Source organism: Actinomyces provencensis (assembly GCF_900155435.1).
GTDB classification, from domain to species: domain Bacteria; phylum Actinomycetota; class Actinomycetes; order Actinomycetales; family Actinomycetaceae; genus Pauljensenia; species Pauljensenia provencensis.
Map to the genome: position 1 here is coordinate 675471 of NZ_LT700212.1, position 14803 is coordinate 690273.

Here is a 14803-nt window from a genome sequence, read left to right on the forward strand (position 1 = left end):
TGGGGGTGGTCTCGACCCGGATGCGGGGAGACGCTCACCTGGCGGGGTGCACGACAGTGATCCCCGTAGGTCGGGAATACTCAGCACTCACGATCTGGAACATGTCGGCACCCCCTTCATCAGTGCAGTCCGAACATGGTCGTGACCCTACCAGTGTGCGCGCAGAGGACTCAAGTCGGCGCACGGGATCCTGGCGCATAGGATCCTGCCATGGCGCGAATCCTCGTGACCGGCATGTCGGGGGCCGGCAAGTCGACGCTCCTGGCGGAGCTCGCCCGCCGCGGGCGCTGCACCGTCGACACGGACCATGACGACTGGACGCTGCCCGACGGCCTCTGGGACGAGGCGCGGATGGGTGAGCTCCTCACTCACCACGACGATCTCGTCGTCTCGGGGACGGTCGAGAACCAGGGCCGCTTCTACCCGCGGTTCGACCATGTGGTGCTGCTGAGTGCACCCCTCGACGTCCTGCTGGAGCGCGTCGCGACACGCACGGGCAATCCCTACGGACGCGCGCCGCATGAACGCGCGGAGATCCGCCGCCACACCGCGGAGGTCGAGCCCCTGCTGCGTCGGGGCGCGGACGTCGAGCTGGACGGGTGCCGTCCCGTCACCGAGTTGGCCGACAGCATCGAGGGGCTGGACTGAGTCGGGAGTGGAGTCAGCGGGGACGCGCAGAACATGGCCCCGACCCCAGCCGGGAGCCACCCAGGATCAGAGAACCTGTCCTGCAGGGGAACACACAGGAGATCTGCCCGGCCGCACAGTCAGTCGGTGGGCCGACGTCTCATCCGCTTGACGTCGGCGCGGCGCTTCTTCGCTCCGAGCCGACGTTCCTTCGATCCTCGTGTCGGTCTGGTCGCACGCCTCTTGCGGGGAGGTGGAGCCAAGGCCTGGGCGAGGAGGTCTGCGAGCCTGGCGCGCGCGGCCTCCCGGTTGTGGAGGTGGGCGCGGTGCTCGGAGGCCACCACGGTGACCACCCCGTTCACCAGGCGGGCATCGAGGCGCTCCAGGAGGCGTGAGCGCTGCGACTCGCTGAGGACATGGGAGGACGCGATGTCCCAGATGAGTTCCACGCGGGAGTCGGTGGTGTTGACTCCCTGGCCTCCGGGACCCGAGGACCGCGAGAACCGCCACGACAGCTCCGCCGCGGGCACGGTCAGTGCAGCGGTGACCCGCAGGTCTGCGGTGGGGGCGTCGGACATGGGTCCATCATGCCCGAGTGGTGCTGGCGGTTCCCGGAGCCGGATGCTCCTGGCGCTACGCGTCACCCCCGTGAGCACGCACGTGCTGCGACACGTGCGAGAGTGCGAGGGCGAGACACAGGGCCCCGACCAGCAGGGTCGCGCCGATCGAGTGCGCTCCCGCCAGGGGGAACTGCCACCAGCTCTCCGGCCCTCCCGCCGCGAGACTGATGAAGAGGTGGAGGACGGGCGCAACGGCACCCACCCGGCGCCCGGCGAGGCGGGAGGCGAGGACCCCCAGGGCTCCGAGTCCGACCAGGGTCCTGGCCGTCTCCAGACCCACGCCCCCGACCAGAGGGATCATCAGGGCGCCTGCCGCGGCCGAGATCGCCGCGATGAGTGCGAACGCCGTGAGGTCGTAGCGCCACATGCGACGCACGGCCGTCACCTCCTGGTGCGCGGTCGCCCCCATGCGGGTGGCCATCACCTCGACCAGGGGCAGTGGCCCGAGTGCGGCGATCGGCAGGTTCGCCCCGATGGGAGACAGTCCCGGTACCTGCACGCGCGCGGAGCGGACGACGAGTACCAGGAGGAAGCAACCGGTCAGCAGGACCAGCTGCAGCCACATTCCTCGGGTGCGCCACCACCACAAATGGGTCACGGCGCGCCGGACACCGTGGCCGAAGCAGAGCATGCCGCCTGCATGCGTGTGATCGCAGTGGCGACCCACGTGGCCTGCTGGTCGGTCGGGAGGCCAGCCAGGGCGCGGGCAGCGGCCGACACGGTGGGGTCCTCTCCCGTCGGCTCGGTGGGGAGCCCGACTGCGGTCGCCAGCCAGTCGGCGGCCACGAAGTGGTCCGGCCACGCATCCTGGACCTCGGGGCTGTCGCAGTCCTGGAGCAGACCCTCCCCCACCCAGGTGTTCGCCAGACCGGACACGGCCGAGTTGAGGGCGAGGTCCCTGTCCTCCGTCGCCCCGGCGGATGCGACGATCCTCCAGAGGGTCCCGTCACGGGAGGACTCGGAGGCCGTGTCCGGAACCCGGTAGCCCACCGCAGCGAGCCGGTTCCTGGCGGTCAGAACCGCCTCCTGCATGGCGGGGAGGTCTTGTGCGTGCTCCGGCCACACGCACACCCTGACCTCGCTGTCCGTCGAGCACACAGTTGCGCCCGTCCGGGCGACCACCGGGTAGTTCCCGTAGTCCTGGACCATCGCGACAGCAACTCCCAGACCCACCCCCGCACACAGCACCCCTGTGACGAGGGCGCCCACCGCCACCACGGTCGGGGCCCGATGCCACAGGGCGATCCGGGACGCGGCGAGGGTGACGGCCCAAGCTCCCAGACCCACAGCGACCAGGCCCGGAGCCAGCGCCGCTGGCAGGGTGACCTGTGAACCTGCGTCGCAGCACCCGCCCTCGTACCCGTTGAGGTGTCGCAGCCAGAAGGGCTGGAAGGACTGGGGCATCGCGAACCAGCACCACGTGCCGATCATGACCACCGGCGGTGCGAGTCGGGCCGGAAGGACCAGCGACAGAGCACCCCCGACCAGGACGGAGGCGGCGACGATGAGCGGTGCCACTGCCAGGATCACGAGGTCGACCCCGGTGGGTCCCCCGACTGCCCGGGGAAGGACGAGGACCCAGGACAGGGCCAGACCGAGCAGACCACTGACCAACGCCGACACGAGGCTGCGGCCCATGATCGCGGTGGCAGGGCGCGTGGAGGGATGTCGGAGCACACCTGCCACCCGCAGCGTCGCGATGTCCCATGCGGCGACCGCCGCAGCCAGCGGGCACACCAGCCAGATCGTCGAGTTGGCGGTCTCGGCAACCGAGTTCCAGTAGCCCTCAGCGGCGGCGCGCAGCGTCTGGGGCTGGACCAGGACATCCAGGATGACCATGAGGAGGATGAGAGGGCCACCCACCAGGGCCATGCTCCTGCGCTCCGGCCCCCACCACCTCGCCCTGATCCTGCTCACGATCCCTCCAGGAGACGCGTGAAGGCCACGTCACCGCGCTCGCCCTGTCCTCCTGTAGGCGGAGCCAGGTCGACGAACGCCTCCGTACTGCCCTGCCACAGCACCGCGCCCCGGTGCAGCACGACCACATGGTCGAAGGCCCCTCCGATCACGTCCGCAGTGACGTGGGTGGACACCACCAGATTGACCTCATCGCGCAGTTCCCGGAAGAGGTCGCGGACCGAGGACCTCTGGAGCGGGTCGAGACCCGCCGCAGGCTCGTCGAGCAGCAGCCAGTCGGAGCCGTGGATGAGGGCCTGGGCAATCCCGAGTCTGCGCAGTTGCCCACCGGACAGCTCGGACGCCCTGGTCCCCTCCTGCTCCTGGAGGGACACCCTGCCCAGGGCGCGCGGGGCATCCTCCCACGCCTGCGTCCTGTCCATCCCTGCCAGCCATCCGGCATAGGCCACCGACTCACGCGCACTGAACCGCCCGATCGGGCGGATCACCTGCGGCATCCAACCGAGCCGACGTCGGTACGCTGCCATCGTGTGACCGTGGGCACGATCGCCACCCACGGACACCACGCCCGACTGTGGTACCAGCAGGGTCGCAGCGACACCCATGAGCGTCGACTTCCCCGCGCCGTTCACGCCGAGCAGCGCCGTGGACCCGCACGGGAACCCGACAGACAGATCCGCCAGGACACGGAGCCCGCGGCGTCGGTAGGAGAACGAGACCTTTGACAGCACCAGGTCATCGCCGACGCTGCGTCCTGTCCCGGCTGCCCCGGTGGTCGGGGCGCTCACCACGTCATCCTCACAGTGCCGACACCCATCTGCTGTGACCCTTCGGAGCCTCTGGTGCCTTCGTGGATACGAACCTCACTCCCCGAGGAGAAGCTGGATGTTTCTCCAGTACAGAGGACCGATCCAACGGCTCACGGCAACGTCCACGCGAGTGCGCAGGTCCAACACGTGTCTCGACATCCACTGACGGAACTGTGACGCGCGCAGTGCCCGCTCTCTGCACGACCCTCATGGGGACGCTCCCACGAGGCTCCCGCCGAGCGGCGTCAACCCGTGTGCCGCACCGGGCCCGCTCCGATGGCCAGCGCCCGGACGGCCACCTCCGCGCGGGACTGGCAGCCGGTGCGCCGGAGGATGTCCGAGACGTAGGCTTGGGCGGTCTTCTCGCGCAGGCCCAGGGTCTTCGCGATGGTGCGATTGGACGCCGCGCGGGTGAGCAGACCCAGCACCTCCCGGAGTTGCGTGGGCAGTGCGTCGATGGCGGCGACGAACTCCGGGTCCTCCTCGCGTTGGATGACCCGTGAACGGTAGGACTCCGCGAGCATGGCCGTGGGGCGAGGACCCATGACGGTCTCACCGGCCACTGCCGCGTGCAGCAGGCGGGCGAGGCTGGCGATGGGGAGGTCCTTGGTGAGGAACCCGTTCGCCCCTGCCGCCAACGCCCGATCCAGGAAGTCGTCCTGGGCGAAGGAGGTGAGCATGACGACCGTGACGTCGGGGTGGCGTGCCACGATCCTGCGTGTGGTGTCGATGCCGTCGAGGACGGGCATGTCGACGTCGAGCAGCGCGACGTCCACGCAGCGCTCCTCCAGCACACCCAGTGCCGCGGCGCCATCCGGGACGGAGTCGACCAGGTCGATGTCCTCCCGGCTCCCCAGCAGCGAGGCGAGCGACTCCCGCAGCGCCGGATCGTCATCTGCCAGCAGCAACCTCAGCGGGTCCATGCGCGACGACACCTCCCTCCGCCTCAGAGGTCTCTCGCCCGGTGGGCTCCTGCACCATCGGACGTCCGGGCAGCTCCACCGTGAGCAGCCACGTGCCACCGGCGCAGCCGTAGCGTGCGGTCCCACCCTCCCGGGCAGCCCTCTCCGCCAGGGAGACCAGGCCGAAGCCACCGGACAGTGCCCCGTCCGCATCGCATGCTGCCGGGTCGACGTCATTGGCCATCGCCAGGGAGATCCCACCTCCGGGCAGTGTCTCCACCGTGAGGTTCACCGTCGATCCGGAGGGCGCGTACTTGAGGACGTTGGTGGCCCCCCTTCACGCAGGGCGAGGGCGAGGACGGAGCGCTGTCCGGACGTGCACGCGACATCGACGCCATCGGCCACGTCGGCATTCACCGTGATGTGGCGACCCGCGAGCATGGTCCGGCACTTCCCGAGGACCTCGGCCAGGGGATCCTGGGGATCGTTGCGCGTGACTCCGGCCTCATCCATGAGCACGCGCAGGTGCCACATGGCCTCCCGGCGCCGTGTCGCCCAGGGCTTCCAGCTCCGCGGCGGTATCGGGCTCCTGCGTGTGTTGGGCGATGGACTGGCTGGCGACGATGACCCTGACCAGGTCCGAGGCCACCGTGTCGTGGAGGGTGGCAGCGAGCTTGTGACGCACCGAGGTCTCGGCCTCCGACGCAGCCCGCTGCCTCTGCTCCTCCAACGCCTCGACGCGCACGTGGTTCCACCGCAACCCGGCGCCCGCAAGGATTGCGAAGCCCACGCCGAGGATCAGGCCGAGGAAGTCACCTGTCGGGGCATCGGACTGGAAGATCTCTGCGCCTTCAAGGGCGACGAGCATGATCGCTGCGGCGATGTACCAACGACGGGAGATCCAATCGGCGGCAACCACATAGATGCCGATGAACGGAACCGAGACGACGACGATCTCTGGGGGGAGCAAGATGCCTGTGAAGATGATGAGTGCGAAGATCGCCCCACCCACCGCAGGGAACCACCCGACCAAGGCGAGCGCCACGCAGCTGAGGACTGTCCAGACCCAGTTCCCGACCACGCCCGAGGAGAGTGCGCCGGAGAGAACTTGCAGGACAAGAACGACACCGGCACACACGACGATCGCCGTTCGCCGCGCGAGTCCCACGTCTACAGGACGTTGGTGGAACGCATCCGCATGCTTCATCTCACTTGCATCCCGGCCAAGAGGGGAAGGCCTTGCAGTACCAAGGCTCTCCGGAGGCCACTTCGACTGCTACAGCTCCCGAAGTCGCCAGACCGGATCTGTCGGAAGAAGCAAGTGAGTCCGCATGTGCAACCAGAGGAGCCGAGACGCAGAGAACCATGACCAGCGAGTACACCAATGACGACTGCCATCCAACCCGCATCTTGACGTCCCCTGCCTGAATTGTTCTGCGCATAGCTCGACTCCCAATAACCCCCCGGTCCCCACCGAGGCCAGCCCTGAGATGAAGTATCTCATCGAAGACCGTCCCGAAGACATGGACAAACATCAGTGTTCACCTTGAACGCAAGTGAGCTGCATCCTCGAGGTGCCCGGTGACGAGGCGTGAATCCCGGAAGTGCACTCGTAAGGACGGGCGGGTCCCAGTCATCCCGACGGGGCCGAGTGATTGTCTCGAATGAGAGGGATTGATCGACATGAACACGAAGAGGACACTTGCCACACTCGCAACCGTTGGAGTGTTGGCACTCCGGAACCTGTCAACCTGGGTGGGTCAGTGACTGTGCTGGATCGTTGAGTTGGTCGTCTCCTTGGGGGGTTGGTTGATCCACGCCGTCTCTGGCAGTGTCAGCGGGACGGGCGGGTGGTGGACGAAGCGCTCGGGGTGGGCGCCGTATGCGCGGGTCAGTGCCTACAGCCTGCCCCGCCCCAGCGGGCGCCGTCATCGTCGTACTCATCCTGGGGAACTCCTCCCCGCCCTCTACGACACCGATCCGGACTGTCCGGGTGTCTTACTCAAGGTTGGCACAGAGGGCCCCCGTCCCCGACCTGCCCCCCACAGACACACACCCACACAAGCAAGCATCCAGAAGCCAGTGCCCACCAGCTGCGCCTGCCGCCCAGACGCGAACACACGGACGCAGCCCACACCACACCTCACGGGTGCGGCGACGGCGCCGGGCTATCATGGTCCGGACAAGACAACATCGGTAGAGCGTGTGTGTCCCAGGCAGGGTGCGCAGCGTGATGTACCACCGGGCCTTTCCGGTGGGGTGGATGCGCGGTAGGCGCGGGAATTGGAGCACACCATGGCAGATGACAGGGATTCTCGGGGCGGGCACGGGGACTCGGGTTCAGGTCATCAGTGGCGGGAGTCGGGGGACAGGTCCTGGCGGGGACGTGACTCCGGCTCCCAGGGGCGTGATCGTGGAGGCGAGCGAGGTTCGCACGGTGGCCGCGACGACCGCCGTGGGAGTGAGCGTGGCTCGTACGGCAAGCGCGACGACACCCGCGGTGGGCATCGCTCCCACGCGGACCGTGACGACCGCCGGGGCGGGTACAGCAAGGACGACCGTGGTGAGCGTCGTTCCTACGGTGATCGGGATGACCGGCGCGGTGGTTACCGCAGGGACGACCGTGGCGAGCGCGGTTCCTATGGGGACCGTGACGACAATCGTGGTGAGCGTCGTTCCTACGGCGACCGTGACGACCGGCGCGGTGGGTACCGCAGGGACGACCGTGGTGAACGGCGCTCCTACGGGGACCGTGACGACCGTCGCTCCTACGGCAAGCGTGACGACAACCGTGGTGAGCGTCGTTCCTACGGGGACCGTGACGACCGCCGGGGCGGGTACAGCAGGGACGACCGTGGTGAGCGTCGTTCCTACGGGGACCGTGACGACCGCCGCTCCTACGGCAAGCGTGACGACAACCGTGGTGAGCGTCGTTCCTACGGGGATCGCGATGGCCGTCGCGGCGGCGAGCGGGGTTCCTACGGCAAGCGTGACGACAACCGCGGTGAGCGCCGTTCCTACGGGGACCGCGACGACCGTCGCGGCGGGTACCGCAGGGACGACCGTGGTGATCGGCGTTCCTCCGGCAACCGTGAGGACCGCCGGGGAGGACCCCGGCGGGACGAGCGCGGGGGCCAGCGGGGAGGGGCACGCCGGGACGACCGTCAGGAGCGGTACTCCAGCACGGATGAGTACGTGTCCCCGAATGCGGACGAGCCGACGATTCCTGCCGGCGTGTCGGCGGATGAACTCGACAAGGACGTCCTGCGTGCGCTCAACACCCTCTCCGGCCCGAACAGGGACATCGTCGCACGTCACCTCGTCATGGCCGGCCAGCTCATCGATCTCGACCCTGAGCGTGCCTACCAGCATGCCCAGGCTGCGTCCAACCGCGCAGGTCGCGTCGACATGGTGCGGGAGGCTGCCGCGCTGACGGCCTACGCCTCCGGACGGTACGAGGAGGCGCTGCGTGAGGTCCGGGCTGTGCGGCGGATGCGGGGGGACGACTCCCTGCGCGCCGTTGAGGCGGACTCGGAGCGCGGCCTCGGTCGCCCGGAGAAGGCCGTGGAGATCATCGACGCCACTGACACCAAGGGCATGGATCTGGCCGACCAGGTGGAGTTGGTCCTCGTCTCCTCCGGCGCACGCGCGGACCTCGGGCAGAACGAGGTCGGCCTCGTCCTCGTCGACGACGCACTGGCCGCGCTGCCGGAGGACGTGGACCCGGAGCTCGTCAGGCGCCTCATGAGCGTGAAGGCCGACCGCCTGCGCGAGCTGGGTCGGGACGACGAGGCAGACGAGGTCGTGGCGTCCATGCCCGAGGAGGTCGAGGACCCCGAGATCCTCGATGTCGAACTGATCGCGGACGCCGATGTCGACCGCAGGCCCACACCCCTGCGCGGTACGGACGCGCCGCTGGACCAGACCTTCGACGGGGTCCTCATGGACCTCGACGGTGTCGCCTACCACGGGGCGGACCCCGTGGAGCATGCCGCTGACTCGGTCGTCGCTGCGCGCGCGGCCGGGATGAGGACCGCATTCCTGACCAACAATGCCTCCCGCTCGCCGCGCAGTGTGGCGGAGCAGCTCAACGAGCTCGGGTTCCAGGTCGATCCGGGGATGATCATGACCTCCGCGATGGACGTCGTCGCCTACATGAAGGAGAACATCGAGGACGGGGCCCCGGTCCTGGTGGTGGGCGGCGAAGGGCTGCGCGACGCGGTCACCGCGGGCGGCTACACCGTCGTCGACTCCGCGGAGGAGTCCCCGGCGGCCGTGGTCCAGGGGTTCGACCCCGGCGTCGGTTGGGCCCAGCTGAGCGAGGCCGTGTACGCGATCCACGCGGGAGCGATGTTCTTCGCGACGAACCTGGACGCGACCCTGCCGACGGAACGTGGGTTCGCTCTCGGGAACGGCTCCCTCGTGCGCGCCGTGCAGAACGCGACCGACCGTCGTCCCATCGCCGCCGGCAAGCCGGAACCGGGTATCTACACCCGTGCTGCGGCGCTCGTGGGGGCGACGAACCCGGTCGCCGTCGGCGACCGGCTCGAGACGGACGTGGCCGGGGCGGTCATCGCAGGCATGCCCGCCATGCACGTGCTCACCGGCGTCCACCAGGCGCGGGACGTGATCACCGCCCGTCGCGGTCAACGCCCGGCCTTCCTCGCCCGCGACCTGCGTGGCCTCGTCGAGGAGCACCCGCGGCCGAAGCACCACCTGGACAACTCCTGGACCTGCGGGGTCTCCCAGGTGGCCCGGGTCCTGCGCAGCGGGACGCTGAGCCTCGACGATGTCGAGCTCTCGGGTCCCACCACCGTCACCCTGGACTCCTACCGGGCGCTGGCCGCCGCCGCGTGGGACGCAGCCGACGAAGGAACCCAGGTCGCCTGCCCGGAGATCGCCGTTGTCGACAATGACGATCCCGCGGGGATCGTCGAGGCTCCTGACCCCGGACCTGTCGAGGAATCGACTGACGTGCCGGACACCGGGGCGGCGGAGGGAGGCTCGGCGTTCACCGATGCGGACCTGGCGCTCGGCGCGGATGCCGAGGAGCTCGCCGATGCCGAGGACACGCCCGCATTCCTGCCGGGTGAGGAGGAGTTGGAGGCTCTCCTCGCCGACACGGACGGGGAAGCGACTACCGATGCCTCAGGATCCGAGGAAGTGGCCGGGCCGGGTGAGGACGGGGAGGAACGGTGACACCTGGAGCTCCCCTTCCCGTTCCGGACTCCTCGGCCCTCGCGTCCCAGCTCCAGGCCGTGGATGCGCGACTGGAGGGTTTCGAGGAACTGCCCCTCGACCTCCAGGTGCGCACGCTCGCCGCAGTCGAGGCCGACCTGCGCTCCGCCCTCGAGACCGCGAGGAGTTGAGGTGAGGCTGCGGCGCATCGACTCCGAGCTTGTCCGTCGCGGCCTCACCCGTTCCCGCACGCAGGCCAGGGAGCTCATCGAGGCCGGGCGGGTCCGACTGGACGGGGAAGTCGTCACGAAGCCTGCCCGTCAGATGGACCCCGCCCAGGCGATCGTCCTGGAGGAGCAGCCCGAGGACGAGTACGTCTCCCGCGGTGCGCGGAAGCTCGCCGGCGCACTGGACGCACTGGGCGACTCCGCACCCCTCATCCGGGGAAGGCGCTGTCTGGATGCCGGCGCCTCCACGGGCGGTTTCACGGACGTGCTCCTGCGGCGAGGTGCGGCCACCGTGGTGGCCGTTGACGTCGGCTACGGGCAGCTCGCGTGGAGCCTGCGTTCCGATCCACGCGTCGAGGTGCACGACCGCACCAATGTGCGCACCCTGGAACCACAGGACGTCGCCCCCGCCCCCGAGCTGGTCGTCGGGGACCTGTCCTTCATCTCGCTGTCACTGGTGCTGCCGCCCCTGGTACGCGTGGCCCGCCCGGAGGCGGACTTCCTGCTGATGGTCAAGCCGCAGTTCGAGATCGGGCGTGATCGTCTCGGCCACGGAGGCGTCGTGCGCGACCCCGCCCAGCACGTCGAGACCGTCGAGACGGTGGCGCGCACCGCCCTCGACCTCGGATTGGACATCCATGCCGTGGAGGCCTCCCCCCTGCCCGGACCGGCAGGCAACGTAGAGTACTTCCTGGCGATGAGGGCGGGCCATCCGGACCGCATCGCCCCCGGGGACCTGCACGGGAGGATCGTCGACGCGGTGCGCAGGGGCCCGGCACCGGACACCAGGAAGGCCACACCATGAGCGAACGCATCATGCTCGTGCGTCACGTCAACCGACCCGCGGCGATCGCCGCTGCAGAGGTCGCCCGACGCGAGATCGAGGCACGTGGCCTGGAAGTCGTCCTCGACGAGGCCGACGCCGGTCGCATCGACCTGGTGCTCGCCCTGGGCGGGGATGGCACCATCCTCGCCGCCGCGGAGCACGCGCGCCGCCATGACGTGCCCCTCCTCGGCGTCAACATGGGACACATGGGCTTCCTCGCCGAGGTCTCCGCCGACGGCATCCCCGCCGTCGTCGAGCGCATCGCCCGCCACGACTTCCACGTCGAGAGCCGCATGACCCTGGACGTCACCATGCGCTTCCCGGACGGGACCGAGGTCAGCGACTGGGCACTCAACGAGGCCGTCATCATGCACACCAACGTCGCCCACCCCGTCCACCTCGCACTCGTCGTCGACGGCCAGGACGTCTCGACCTACGGCGCCGACGGGATCATCCTCGCCACCCCCACCGGCTCGACGGCCTACTCCTTCTCCGCCGGTGGACCTGTGGTCTGGCCCGACACCGAGGCCATCGTCATGGCGCCACTGGCAGCCCACGGACTCTTCACCCGCCCACTGGTGGTGGGCCCCTCCTCGGTGCTGGAGGTCGTGGTCCTGGACAACCTCTGGACGGCGCCCGAGGTCTGGTGCGACGGCCTGCGTCGGACCACCGCACCGAACGGCACCTCCGTCGTCGCCCGGGTGGGACGTCACCCGCTCAGGCTCGCGCGTCTCGACGACACACCCTTCGCGACACGCCTCGTCCGCAAGTTCGACCTCCCCGTACGTGGATGGCGCAGCCGCTCCGCCGGCACCGCGGGGTCCCCGGAATGATCGAGACGCTGCGCATCCGCTCGCTGGGGGTGATCGCGGCGGCGGACCTGGAGTTCGGCCACGGCCTCACCGTCCTCACCGGGGAGACCGGCGCCGGCAAGACCATGGTGCTCACCTCTCTCCAACTCCTCCTCGGTGGCCGGGCGGACCCTGCCGTGGTGCGCACGGGCGCCGAGCGCGCCGAGGTCGACGGCGTGTTCGAGGTCGGAGGTGCGGCGGCCTCCACTGCGGAGGAACTCGGCATCGAAGTCGAGGACGGGGAGCTCATCGTCTCGCGCACCGTGGCCCAGCGCGGGCGGTCCCGGGCCCGTCTCGGCGGCAGGCCCGTCCCGGTCTCCACCCTGGCGGAGCTGGGCGAGGAGCTCGTCACGATCCACGGACAGTCCGACCAGATGCGCCTGCGCCGTTCCTCCGCCCAGCGTGAGGTCCTCGACGCCTTCGGGGGGCCCGACCACACCGCCCTCGTGGACTCCTACTCGAGTGCCTGGGACGCCGCCGTGGAGGCCAGGCGGCGGCGGGACGTCGCCAGGGAGTCCGCACAGGTCCGCGAGGCGGAGATCCGTTCCCTGGAGGAGGCCACGCAGGCGATCGCTGCCCTCGACGTCCACGAGGGCGAGGACGACGAACTGCGCGCCGAGACGGAACGCCTGACCAATGTGGAGGACCTGCGCCTCGCGGTGGGACGCGCCCGCTCAGCACTGCTCGGTGCGGAGGACGCCCCCGGTGCCCTCGATCTCGTGCGTGGCGCCCAGGACGCCCTGCGTGACGGGAGCAGCTTCGACCAGGACCTCGGGGGACCAGCGGCCCGTCTCGGCAGCTGCCTGCTGGAGCTGGACTCCCTCTGTGACGACCTGGGGGCCTACGAGGGCGGGCTCGCCACGGATCCGGAACGTCTGGCCGCTGCGCACGAACGCCGTGCCGCGCTCAAGGAGCTCCTGGTCGGACGTGCGGTCGACGCCACGGGGCTGCTCGCCTGGCAGGCTGCTGCCCGGGACCGGCTCCAGGAACTGACGGCACCGGCTGCGGACCCCGAGGCCCTGGAACAGCAGCTCCACGAGGCCCAGGAACGGGTGCTCGCCGCAGGTGCGCAGCTCACGGCCTCCCGGGATGCACTCGCCCGCGAGCTCTCCCGTGCCGTCGACGTCGAACTGCGCGGCCTGGCCATGAGGGGCGCACACCTGGGGATCCGCCTCGCTGCGCACAAACCCGGACCCCACGGGCGTGAGGACGTCGAGTTCCTGCTGCGTCCGCATCCCGATGCTCCTGAACGGCCACTCGGCCAGGGAGCCTCGGGCGGGGAGCTCTCCCGCGTCATGCTCGCGCTGGAGGTCGTCACCGGGGCCCGGGCGGACTCGCGCACCTTCGTCTTCGACGAGGTCGACGCGGGCATCGGTGGGAGGACCGCGACCGAGGTCGGGTCGAGGCTGGCTCGTCTGGCACGCTCCCACCAGGTGGTCGTCGTCACCCACCTGCCGCAGGTGGCCGCCTTCGCGGATGTCCACCTGGTGGTGGACAAGGAGGGGGCCACCACCACGGTGCGTCCCGTCCGGGACGCGTCCCGGGTCCTCGAACTCGCGCGCATGATGGGCGGTGACCCCGGTTCCGAAGCGGCGCGCCGCCACGCCCTCGAGCTCCTCGACGGTGCGGGCGTGCAACAATCGGAATCGTGACCTCCTCCGACCGACCCACCCAGGCTCCACCCCCACCGGAACCGGACGTCAGCGCCCGCGTGCGCGTCGACGAACGCGCGAGGAAGCTCGCCACGCGGTTGGAGGCCGGCGAGGTCGCAGTCATCGACCAGCCCGACCTGGACCGCGTGACGGCCCAGCAGCTGGTGGCCGCGCGCCCCTCAGCCGTCCTGAACGCCGCTCCCTCGACCACCGGGCGCTATCCCAACCTGGGACCCGGCGTCCTGCTCGACGCCGGGATCATCCTGGTGGACGATCTCGGTGCGGATGTCATGGCCCTGCGGGAGGGCGACACCGTGGAGGTGTCCGGTGGCACGGTGTTCCGGAAGGGCGAGTTGGTCGCCACGGGCCGACGTCGTACTGCCGAGGACGACCACCGTGCAGTGGAGGAGGCCCGCACGGGCGTCTCCGCCCAGGTCGAGGCGTTCGCCGTGGCGGTGGGGGAGTACCTGGAGCGGGACTCCGGCACGCTCGTCGAGGGCGAAGGACTTCCCGACCTGCGCACACGGATCGCGGGGCGCCCCGTCGTGGTGGTGATGGCGGATCCCGACACCCCCCGCCAACTGCGTGCCCTGCGGTCCTGGATGCGCGACGTCGACCCCGTGGTCATCGGTGTCGATGCCGGGGCGGACGTGGCCACGGAGAACCGCACCAGGCCCGACCTGGTCGTCGGTGACCTGGACACCGTCTCGGAGGCGGCCCTCACGGGAGGCGCGGAGCTCGTCCTCCACGAGGCCCATGACGGCACGGCGGGGGGGCGCGACCGTCTCGACCGCAAGGGTCTGGCCCATGTCTCCTTCATGACCTCCGGCAGTTCGGAGGACGCCGCAGTCCTCCTCGCCCATCTCGCCGGTGCCTCGGTGATCGTCACCGTCGGGTCCCACGGGGGGCTGGACGACTTCCTGGACCGGGGCCGCGCAGGAATGGCCGCCGGGTTCCTCACCCGGCTGCGCGCGGAGGACCGCCTGGTCTCCGCCGACGCGGTGGCCGCCATCCATCGTCCCCGCGTGCGCACCGGCTTGCTGGTGCTGTTGGCGCTCGTGCTGCTCGCGGCACTGGGGGCTGCCCTCTGGTCCACGCCCTGGGGTCACGACCTGCTCACTCCGGTCACCACCCTGTTCACCGACTTCGTCAATTGGATCCGCTCCTCGTCGGGCGGGAACGCAGGCTGAGAGG

General features: G+C 70.0%; 14 protein-coding genes. 7 read left to right on the forward strand and 7 right to left on the reverse strand.

Annotated features, from left to right (window positions below; genetic code table 11):
* Positions 1 to 210: 210 nt before the first annotated feature.
* Positions 211 to 648: an AAA family ATPase gene (locus BQ9890_RS02870; RefSeq protein ID WP_043534315.1), complete on the forward strand. Its 438-nt coding sequence runs from the start codon at positions 211 to 213 to the stop codon at positions 646 to 648.
* Positions 649 to 767: 119 nt separating this feature from the next.
* Here BQ9890_RS02870 and arfB read toward each other — a convergent pair whose 3' ends face one another.
* From arfB to BQ9890_RS02910, 7 genes are all read right to left on the reverse strand, one after another.
* Entirely contained in the window at positions 768 to 1205 is a 438-nt protein-coding gene (gene arfB / locus BQ9890_RS02875; protein ID WP_075889211.1) for an alternative ribosome rescue aminoacyl-tRNA hydrolase ArfB, read from the reverse strand.
* 55 nt (positions 1206 to 1260) lie between these two features.
* Entirely contained in the window at positions 1261 to 1812 is a 552-nt protein-coding gene (locus tag BQ9890_RS02880) for a hypothetical protein (protein WP_075889213.1), read from the reverse strand.
* Positions 1813 to 1841: 29 nt separating this feature from the next.
* On the reverse strand, positions 1842 to 3164 hold the full coding sequence (locus tag BQ9890_RS02885) for a DUF7224 domain-containing protein (RefSeq protein ID WP_143226216.1): 1323 nt from the start codon (positions 3162 to 3164) through the stop codon (positions 1842 to 1844).
* Positions 3161 to 3952 (reverse strand): ATP-binding cassette domain-containing protein, encoded by a 792-nt coding sequence (locus tag BQ9890_RS02890; RefSeq protein ID WP_195907610.1) that lies wholly within the window; start codon positions 3950 to 3952, stop codon positions 3161 to 3163. Before BQ9890_RS02890 ends, BQ9890_RS02885 begins: the two co-directional genes overlap by 4 nt.
* A gap of 266 nt (positions 3953 to 4218) precedes the next feature.
* A complete protein-coding gene (locus BQ9890_RS02895; RefSeq protein ID WP_075889217.1) occupies positions 4219 to 4896 on the reverse strand; it encodes a response regulator in 678 nt (225 codons plus the stop codon).
* Positions 4865 to 5155, reverse strand: a complete 291-nt coding sequence (locus tag BQ9890_RS15770; RefSeq protein ID WP_195907611.1) for a hypothetical protein — start codon at positions 5153 to 5155, stop codon at positions 4865 to 4867. The genes BQ9890_RS02895 and BQ9890_RS15770 overlap by 32 nt, the downstream gene beginning before the upstream one ends.
* Positions 5156 to 5380: 225 nt before the next feature.
* Positions 5381 to 6082, reverse strand: a complete 702-nt coding sequence (locus tag BQ9890_RS02910; RefSeq protein WP_143226217.1) for a hypothetical protein — start codon at positions 6080 to 6082, stop codon at positions 5381 to 5383.
* Positions 6083 to 7170: 1088 nt separating this feature from the next.
* On the opposite strand from BQ9890_RS02910, the gene BQ9890_RS15155 reads away from it, so the two are divergent.
* From BQ9890_RS15155 to steA, 6 genes are read left to right on the forward strand one after another with little or no spacing between them, the layout of a single operon-like run.
* Positions 7171 to 10074 carry an HAD-IIA family hydrolase gene (locus BQ9890_RS15155; RefSeq protein ID WP_075889225.1) on the forward strand — a complete coding sequence of 968 codons (2904 nt, stop codon included), beginning with the start codon at positions 7171 to 7173 and terminating at the stop codon, positions 10072 to 10074.
* Positions 10071 to 10244 (forward strand): hypothetical protein, encoded by a 174-nt coding sequence (locus tag BQ9890_RS15610; protein ID WP_154671898.1) that lies wholly within the window; start codon positions 10071 to 10073, stop codon positions 10242 to 10244. The genes BQ9890_RS15155 and BQ9890_RS15610 overlap by 4 nt, the downstream gene beginning before the upstream one ends.
* A gap of 1 nt (position 10245) precedes the next feature.
* Complete coding sequence (locus BQ9890_RS02920) at positions 10246 to 11085, forward strand: TlyA family RNA methyltransferase (RefSeq protein WP_075889227.1); 840 nt, start codon at positions 10246 to 10248, stop codon at positions 11083 to 11085.
* The gene (locus tag BQ9890_RS02925; protein ID WP_075889229.1) at positions 11082 to 11939 is read left to right on the forward strand and encodes an NAD kinase; all 858 of its coding nucleotides are present in this window, start codon (positions 11082 to 11084) and stop codon (positions 11937 to 11939) included. The genes BQ9890_RS02920 and BQ9890_RS02925 overlap by 4 nt, the downstream gene beginning before the upstream one ends.
* Positions 11936 to 13609, forward strand: coding sequence for a DNA repair protein RecN (recN, locus tag BQ9890_RS02930; RefSeq protein ID WP_075889231.1), 1674 nt, complete (start codon positions 11936 to 11938; stop codon positions 13607 to 13609). Before BQ9890_RS02925 ends, recN begins: the two co-directional genes overlap by 4 nt.
* Complete coding sequence (gene steA, locus BQ9890_RS02935; RefSeq protein WP_230297789.1) at positions 13606 to 14799, forward strand: putative cytokinetic ring protein SteA; 1194 nt, start codon at positions 13606 to 13608, stop codon at positions 14797 to 14799. Before recN ends, steA begins: the two co-directional genes overlap by 4 nt.
* The last annotated feature ends 4 nt before the right edge of the window (positions 14800 to 14803 follow it).

Bases quoted from the DNA above. Each gene is read 5' to 3' on its own strand.
- BQ9890_RS02870 (WP_043534315.1), top strand. From the start codon at position 211: ATGGCGCGAATCCTCGTGACCGGCATGTCGGGGGCCGGCAAGTCGACG.
- arfB (WP_075889211.1), bottom strand. From the start codon at position 1,205: ATGTCCGACGCCCCCACCGCAGACCTGCGGGTCACCGCTGCACTGACC.
- BQ9890_RS02880 (WP_075889213.1), bottom strand. From the start codon at position 1,812: ATGTGGCTGCAGCTGGTCCTGCTGACCGGTTGCTTCCTCCTGGTACTC.
- BQ9890_RS02895 (WP_075889217.1), bottom strand. From the start codon at position 4,896: ATGGACCCGCTGAGGTTGCTGCTGGCAGATGACGATCCGGCGCTGCGG.
- BQ9890_RS02910 (WP_143226217.1), bottom strand. From the start codon at position 6,082: ATGAAGCATGCGGATGCGTTCCACCAACGTCCTGTAGACGTGGGACTC.
- BQ9890_RS15155 (WP_075889225.1), top strand. From the start codon at position 7,171: ATGGCAGATGACAGGGATTCTCGGGGCGGGCACGGGGACTCGGGTTCA.
- BQ9890_RS02925 (WP_075889229.1), top strand. From the start codon at position 11,082: ATGAGCGAACGCATCATGCTCGTGCGTCACGTCAACCGACCCGCGGCG.
- recN (WP_075889231.1), top strand. From the start codon at position 11,936: ATGATCGAGACGCTGCGCATCCGCTCGCTGGGGGTGATCGCGGCGGCG.